Below are 7,172 nucleotides of genomic sequence, written 5' to 3'. Positions count from 1 at the left end.
CGCCCGGTGGAACGCACCGTCTGGACAAAGTCCTCGTTATCCCAGGCGTTGACTTCGCCCTTGCGCGGCACATAGACGGCATGCGGCGCATATTCATGGATTTCCGGCATCAGCGGACCGTTCGGCCCGTTTGGTTCGGATGCAGTCGTGATGACCGGGATCTTCAGTAACGCCGCCAATTTGGCGATCATCTCGACGTTCCGCCGCAGGTCCGCGACCGGGATATCCTTGACGGTCTGGAACAGACCGGCCTGATGGTCGAGCAACAGTATGACGGAATCGGAGGCATCAATCAGTGCTGCACCGCCGCCTGTCGGCAGGACGCTTGATTTGCTCCTTGAGGGGTTCGCCATAATTCTTCCTTTCTCTGCAATCTGTTCGTGAGTTTGACTTCTACCAACCTGTAGAAAGCTAGGAGGACGGCAGCTTTCGAGGCGATGGCGAACGAAGGTTAAGTTTTTGCTCGCCGGTCACGCCAGATGCATTTCGGCGAGAGAGGTCTTGCGCGATTGCAAGTTGAGTTTGTACGCGACAGCAGACATCCTCATTACGTCCAAACGACCGTGATCGCGCGGTCCCGCCCAGCTTTGCGCCGGAGAGCAGAAGCAGCGGGTATGGGATTAGGCTCCTTCGTGCGAGCACCAAGGCTCCACAGGAGATTCTTGCTGTCCTCCGATAAAGGCGCGCCGCCGGCTGATCGCGGCCGCGCAATGCGTCATGAAGGCGTAGATCCGGCCCGACCTCCGGATGTCGGGATGGGTCAAGAGCCACAGGTCATCCGCCAGGCACGGATCGACCGGTCCGATACGCATAAGGTCCGGAGTGAGGTCCCCCAGCATACACGGTAGATATCCGGCGCCGATGCCTGCCGAGATGGCCGCCGCAATGCCCACGACCGAGTCAAACCGGCAGGCGATGTCTTGCTGCGGCACATGGGCCTCAACTAGCTTGTAAGCCTTCAGATTGGACAGCCCGCCGCTGTATGAAACCCAAATGCGGCGATAGAGCTGATGAGGATGAGGCCAGCCTTCCGTGAAGTCACATCGGCGACCATAGGGCGCCCAGCCGATCCTGGCGACCTTCCTGCCGAAGAGGTTCTCCGGCGGCACGTCAGTTGCCCTGACGGCAACATCGGACTCTCCTCGTGCAAGGTTCAGCGAAGCGTTGCAGACGATCATCTCGACCCGGACGAGGGGATGGCACGCCTTAAAGTCCGCAATGATCGGTGCGAGATGCAATGCAAGCGAATCGCTGGTCGTCACGCGCAGGTCGCCGGCCTGCTCCTGTTCAAAGCCCGATACGCGACGCGTCACCCTCACAATGTCGAGCTCGAGCCGTTGCGCGAGCGTGATCACTTCGGCCCCTGCAAGCGTCGGCACATAGCCGGTGCGACGCCGGTCAAACAGGGCCACCCCCAGACTTTCCTCGATCTGGGTAAGTTTGCGAAACATTGTCGAGTTGTTCACGCCCAGAGCGGAAGCCGCGGCCGACAGGCTTCCCACCTCACCGATCACCTTCACGATGCGAAGGTTGTCCCAGGAGAGCTTTTTCAGCGTATCGCTCATTAATATCCTTCAGGTGAGTGATTTGGGAGATGGAAAAGGGTCGCGGGCAAAATCCCAGCATCATCGAACGTCGTGGAAGTGAAGGGACCAGAGGGCGCTTCTTCATCGCGCTACCCTGACCGCCTCTGCATCACCCAGCCGCGCGATAGAGGGTTCGCCGGACCAGCCATTCGCAAATAGGAACATCGCATTTCTCAAGGCCGTCTGCTTGTCGAATCCTGCGGCCCATTCCTATGACTTCGCGTTATAGGCCGAGTGGTTTACAATTTCAATGAGCGCCTCTTGTAATTAGGGACCGATCGGTCCATATGGCTTGAAACTGAGCCACTCTGCGGCGGCAAATTGCTCCGCCACCAACAGAATCCTCCAAGACAAAGCTGAAGCCGAAAGACGGGTTGACGCCCAGCGAGGAGAAGCAAGGAGAATGAGGTGAAGATTACACTCTCGACGGCGGAAACCGTGATTGCTGCCGCTAAAGCAGCCACTGAGGAGCGCGGCCTCCCGCCAATGAGTATCAGCGTTGTCGACGACAGCGCTCATCTGGTCGCCTTCGCGCGCATGGATGGGACCTTCCTTGGCGCGATAGACGTGGCTCATCGCAAAGCCAAGACGGCGGCACTTTTCATCGTCGACTCGGCGGTTCTCGGGCCGAATCTCTATCCGGGCGCGGCAGCATATACACTTGAACACAGCAATGGCGGCCTGATCGGCTTCGGCGGCGGCGTTGTGCTCAAAGACAGGGATGGCAACACATTAGGCGCTATTGGTGTCTCCGGTGGATCCGTCGATGACGACGAAATCGTCGCGCAGGCGGCTGCGGCCGCGCTGGTCGAATAGGAGGCTGCCATGCCACTTGCCATATACGCGCTGGCGGCGTCCACTTTCGCCATCGGCACCACGGAATTCGTCATCGTTGGGCTCATTCCCGGGATCGCCGATGATCTTGCCGTCTCGCTGCCGGCGGCGGGGTTGCTGGTCAGCCTGTACGCACTGGCGATCACGGTCGGCACGCCGGTCTTCTCGGCTCTCACGGGTAGAATCCCGCGTCGCCCGCTTATTCTTGCACTGATGGTGATTTTCACGGCCTGCAATCTCGCGGCAGCGCTGGCGCCGAACTATCTTTCGCTGCTCGCGGCGCGAATCGTGATGGCTGTCTCGCATGGAGTGTTTTTCGGCGTCGGCGCTGCTGTTGCCACCTCACTTGTGTCAAAAGAGAAGTCGGGTTCCGCGGTTGCACTGATGATGGGCGGGCTGACCGTCGCCATGGTGGTGGGTGTCCCGCTCGGCTCCTGGATCGGACAAAGTTTTGATTGGAGAATGCCGTTCTTCCTGGTTACGGCCATGGGTGTCATGGCGCTGGGGTCTCTGTTCCTTTTCGTCCCCAGAGATATACCGCCGTCGCCATTCACGAGCTTCGTCGCTCAGATGAGGCTACTGGGCAATAAGCGTCTGGCAATGATGTATCTGTTGACCGCAATATCGTTCGGCGGAACTTTCGTGATCTTCACGTTTCTTGCCGCCATTCTCACTGACATTACGAAAGTCGGCGACGGGACGGTCAACATCGCGCTGATGCTGTTCGGAGCTGCCACCGTGGTTGGAAACTTTGCTGGCGGCAAACTGACCGACACTATCGGCACCGGCAAAGCAATGGTGGCCACTCTGATTGGCTTGATTGTGTCGTTCGCGTTAATCGCGATCGTCATGCGGAGTGAGATTGGTATCCTCGCGGTGATTGCTATCTGGGGCATTTTCGCATTTGCCATCCCGCCGATCATGCAGGATGGCGTGGTCAAGGTCGCTCGATTGGTTGCCCCGGATGCGGTCGCGACCGCATCCGGCATGAATATCGCGGCGTTCAATCTCGGCATTTCCAGCGGCTCTTTTGTTGGTGGGCAGTTGTTGGTCGGCCCAGGCCTTACGGCTACTCCCTACGCAGCAATCGCAATGGCCGTTGCAGCGCTTGGCATCGCTTCGCTGGCGAATAGGATGCAAACCCAGACCGCGGCAAGCCTGGCGCGTTGACTTTGGGCGCCGATCCCGCATCAGGATAATGTGTCTTGCCAGACGCCCGCCGGGCGTCTGGCTGATTTTAGGGAAAACCGGAATGCTCTTTGCTGCCGACCGCTTAAGCCTCGGTCTCGTGCTCCCCCTTCAGCCGCGCTTACCGGAGGATATCGACTTTCAGGTGCAGTTGGACTTTGTTCGCCGGTCAGAGCAAGCCGGATTTGAGGCTATCTGGGTGCGGGACGTCCCCTTGAACAATGATGAGTACCCAGACCCCGTTGGTCACTCGGACCCTTTCGTACTGCTGGGCGCAATCGCCGCGTCGACCTCGCGGATCCAATTGGTAACCGGAGCTGTCGTCCTTACGCTGCGTCATCCGCTGCACATCGCAAAGGCTGCGCTGTCACTCCAATCACTGTCAAACAACCGCTTCGTGCTTGGCTTGGGCTCGGGGGATCGTCTATCTGAATTCCGTGTCTTCGGCCGCGACTTCGAGAACCGGAAACAGCTGTTCCGGCGAAACTGGGCATCATTGTCGGCCGCGCTCGGCCCGGACCAGGCTATTTTAGACGAAGGACTCTCGCCGCTCAGCGAATTCGCTCTCCGTCCTCGGCCCACTGTACAAGTACCGATGCTTGCTGTCGGATCGGCGTCCCAGTCGCTGGAGTGGATTGCCAGGAATGCCACTGGTTGGGCGACCTACCATCGCGAGCTCCCCGTCCAAAAAGATCGGATCGCGTTGTGGCACGCCGCGATTGCGAAATCGGGGGGCGGCTTCCGGAGCTTCAGCCAATCGATGAACCTGGACCTCCTCGACGACGCGGCTGCCCCTGCAACGACCATCGAGCTTGGCTATCGGTGTGGCAGAACGGAGCTCGTACGGATATTGTCGGCGATGCGCGAAACCGGGGTGCACCACGTGATGTTCAATCTTGCACCTGGCCGGCGCCGCGTAGCTGAGGTGATCGACGAAATCGGATCCGATGTCATCCCGTCGATCGCCGTTTAACCTGCGGTGTTTTACTGCGAATGGCGGTGGGGAGAAGGAAGCGAGTCATCGTCGGTCTATCGCTTCGCGAAATTCCGGGGTTTAGCGATATTCGGGGCTGGGAATGACCTACCACGGGACGTCGCAGAGGTAGCGGGGTGAAACTCTTGGCGCCGTGAAGAGCCTACCATAGCTTGCATTTGATATTCGCGATCTTACATAGTAGGCGGTAATGATCAGCGCCGCTGGAAAGTGGCGAACACATATCAAATAAGACAAGTCTGAAACGGAAAAATGGCTAGACCTAGGGAATTCGACGAGAACGAGGTGCTCCAGAAAGCCATGATGGTCTTCTGGAAAAAAGGTTACGAAGGCGCCTCGGTCTATGATCTCATGGAGGCCACGGGCCTTACGAAGTCGAGTATCTACAAAGCCTTCACTAACAAGGAAAATCTGTTCTGGAAAGCGAACGCGATCTACAAGCGGGATCACCTTCGCTTCATTGACGACGCCTTATCCCAACCGACCCCCCGCGCAATCGCCGAAGCTTACCTCAGAGGTCAGGCCGAGATGCATACAGAGCCCTCCCATCCGCGAGGCTGCTTCGAGACGAACGGAGCTCTGGCCTGTTCAAATGAGGGAGAAGCTGTGCAGAAAGGTCTGATCGAAAATCGCTTTGGCCTGCAGAGAAAGCTCGCCGAGGCATTCGAGCGAACCCTCGGGAAAGGCCCCATGCTTCCCAATGCTACTCCTGCAGAGGCTGCGAACTACATTGTTACGCTTGTTCAGGGAATGGCAGTTCAAGCCAAGGCGGGTGTGGCTCGCGAACAACTGCATAAATTCGTGACACTCTCAATGATGGCTTGGCCGGAGTCCTGATCTCGTCTTGGGGAGCGATTGCACCCGGCCAAGTCTGCAAGCGCTCGGTCAGTCCCGCTCACGGCTTTTGCGAATTATTTTCCGGATTGAGGTTTCGACGGGCGTCCGTTGACAGGAGATGCCGGACAACGGGTTTCTCAGGGCCGACGTGATATTTCAGCGTCTCCTGCTGAAGATCGGCATCGGCTTTGGAAACCCGTTTGTGCTGGCGCAAGTGCTCGACCCAAGATTCCACCAGAAACCATTCCACGATTTTCTCAGGATCGGCCGCGTCTTCGGTCACTCCCCAGTTGTAGGCGCCGTCGCGTCTGCGCTCGGCCGAGAGTTGAGCAAGAAATTTCAGGAACTCGGCCTGCTGCTCCTTGTGGACCCTATATTCGATCAAGATCAAGACAGGCCCCCGGTCATGCTCGACGGGTTCGGCTGTCAAAGGTTCGGGCCAGTGGTTGGAAGGCACGAGGTCGGCCTCGCCCGCGGGAAGCTTGATCCGATTGAGGACTATCCCAATGAGGAAGAGCCCGACAGCACCTACTTGAAGGGTGGTTGAAATGCCGACGGCTTCCGCCACCGCACCCCATCCGATACTACCGGCCGCCATTGCGCCGTTAAAAACCGTCAAATAGACCGCGAGCGCACGGCCGCGTACCCAATTCGGAAGGATAGCCTGGGCCGCACCATTCAAGGTCGTGAGCGCGACGATCCACGCCCCTCCAAGGATGACCAGGACGAGAATGGCAATCCATTGCGGTGGAGCGAACGACAAGATCATCATGACGATCGAGGTCACTACCGCCGCACGCAGCAGCAGACCGTCATTGTCGAAACGCCGGCGCAATGTCGGCAGCAGGAATGCACCAACTATTGCGCCTACCCCTACCGCGCCAAGCAGAAGCCCATAGAACCTTGCGTCTCCCCCGAGATTGTTGCGGGCCAATAGTGGTAGCAGTGTCCAGATGGAGCTGGAGAAGGCGAAGAAAATCGCTGCGCGCAAAAGCACGATATGGAGTTCACGGCTCGCCCGCGCGTAGCGCAGGCCAGCCCGAAATGCGCCGAAGAAACGTTCCGACAATGCATCGTCCGCATCCCGGGGCCGGGGCCACCAGATGAGCGCGGCGATGACGAATACGTAGCTGAGAACATCAATGCCGTAAGTCAACGCCGCGCCGAATGCAGCAAGCAGAAAGCCACCGGCCGCAGGCCCGATAGACCGCGCAATATTGACACCCAGCGAGTTCAAGGCGACAGCGCTTTTCAGGGACTCCCTTGGAACAAGCTCGGGGACGATGGACTGCCATGTCGGGCCCATCAGCGCGGCTCCGATGCCTCCCATAAATGTCAGCGCGACGAGGGAGCTTACGGATAGTAGTCCGCTATATGACAATGCCACCAACGTCGCGCTGACTGCTGCAAGTCCAAGTTGAATGACGATCAAGAATTTGCGCCGGTCCAGAATATCGGACATGACGCCCGCCGGTATGGCGAGCAAGAAGATAGGCAAGGTACCGGCTGCCTGCACCATGGCGACGGCGGCGGGCGCGTCCGAAAGGTCCGTCACCAGCCACGAACTGGCAACGTCACGGATAAAGGTACCGGTGTTTCCCAAAACACTCGCCGCCCAAAGCACGGCGAAAACCGGCTGGCGGAGCGGGCCAAAGCCGCCTTGCGCAGGGGCTTGCGGGGCTGTTTCCATGTTCTTCGTCATAGTCTCCGCATCACCTCAAACCAGTCGCTTC

7 protein-coding genes are annotated in these 7,172 nt (G+C 58.6%); 4 read left to right on the top strand and 3 right to left on the bottom strand.

Annotated elements, in window-relative coordinates; genetic code table 11:
• Both ACPYOJ_RS27080 and ACPYOJ_RS27075 read right to left on the bottom strand, forming a co-directional pair.
• On the bottom strand, positions 1-353 hold a 353-nt coding region (locus ACPYOJ_RS27080), incomplete at its 3' end, for a cysteine hydrolase family protein (protein WP_481419003.1).
• 267 nt (positions 354-620) lie between these two features.
• A complete protein-coding gene (locus ACPYOJ_RS27075) occupies positions 621-1,565 on the bottom strand; it encodes a LysR family transcriptional regulator (RefSeq protein WP_481419002.1) in 945 nt (314 codons plus the stop codon).
• A 429-nt stretch (positions 1,566-1,994) separates the two neighbouring features.
• Between ACPYOJ_RS27075 and ACPYOJ_RS27070 the strand changes: the two genes are divergently transcribed.
• The 4 genes from ACPYOJ_RS27070 (at position 1,995) to ACPYOJ_RS27055 (ending at position 5,439) form a co-directional block, all read left to right on the top strand.
• Positions 1,995-2,402 (top strand): GlcG/HbpS family heme-binding protein, encoded by a 408-nt coding sequence (locus tag ACPYOJ_RS27070; protein WP_481419001.1) that lies wholly within the window; start codon positions 1,995-1,997, stop codon positions 2,400-2,402.
• 9 nt (positions 2,403-2,411) lie between these two features.
• On the top strand, positions 2,412-3,590 hold the full coding sequence (locus ACPYOJ_RS27065) for an MFS transporter (RefSeq protein ID WP_481419000.1): 1,179 nt from the start codon (positions 2,412-2,414) through the stop codon (positions 3,588-3,590).
• Between the two features lie 82 nt (positions 3,591-3,672).
• The gene (locus ACPYOJ_RS27060) at positions 3,673-4,581 is read left to right on the top strand and encodes a TIGR03571 family LLM class oxidoreductase (RefSeq protein ID WP_481418999.1); all 909 of its coding nucleotides are present in this window, start codon (positions 3,673-3,675) and stop codon (positions 4,579-4,581) included.
• Between the two features lie 306 nt (positions 4,582-4,887).
• Positions 4,888-5,439, top strand: a complete 552-nt coding sequence (locus tag ACPYOJ_RS27055; protein ID WP_481418998.1) for a TetR/AcrR family transcriptional regulator — start codon at positions 4,888-4,890, stop codon at positions 5,437-5,439.
• 58 nt (positions 5,440-5,497) lie between these two features.
• Here ACPYOJ_RS27055 and ACPYOJ_RS27050 read toward each other — a convergent pair whose 3' ends face one another.
• Positions 5,498-7,141, bottom strand: coding sequence for an MFS transporter (locus ACPYOJ_RS27050; protein WP_481418997.1), 1,644 nt, complete (start codon positions 7,139-7,141; stop codon positions 5,498-5,500).
• Positions 7,142-7,172 lie beyond the last annotated feature (31 nt).

The organism is Rhizobium sp. SVR5-9E, assembly GCF_056755095.1.
Note: the sequence above shows the minus strand (reverse complement) of the source record. Positions and strands in the feature narration are given on the sequence as shown.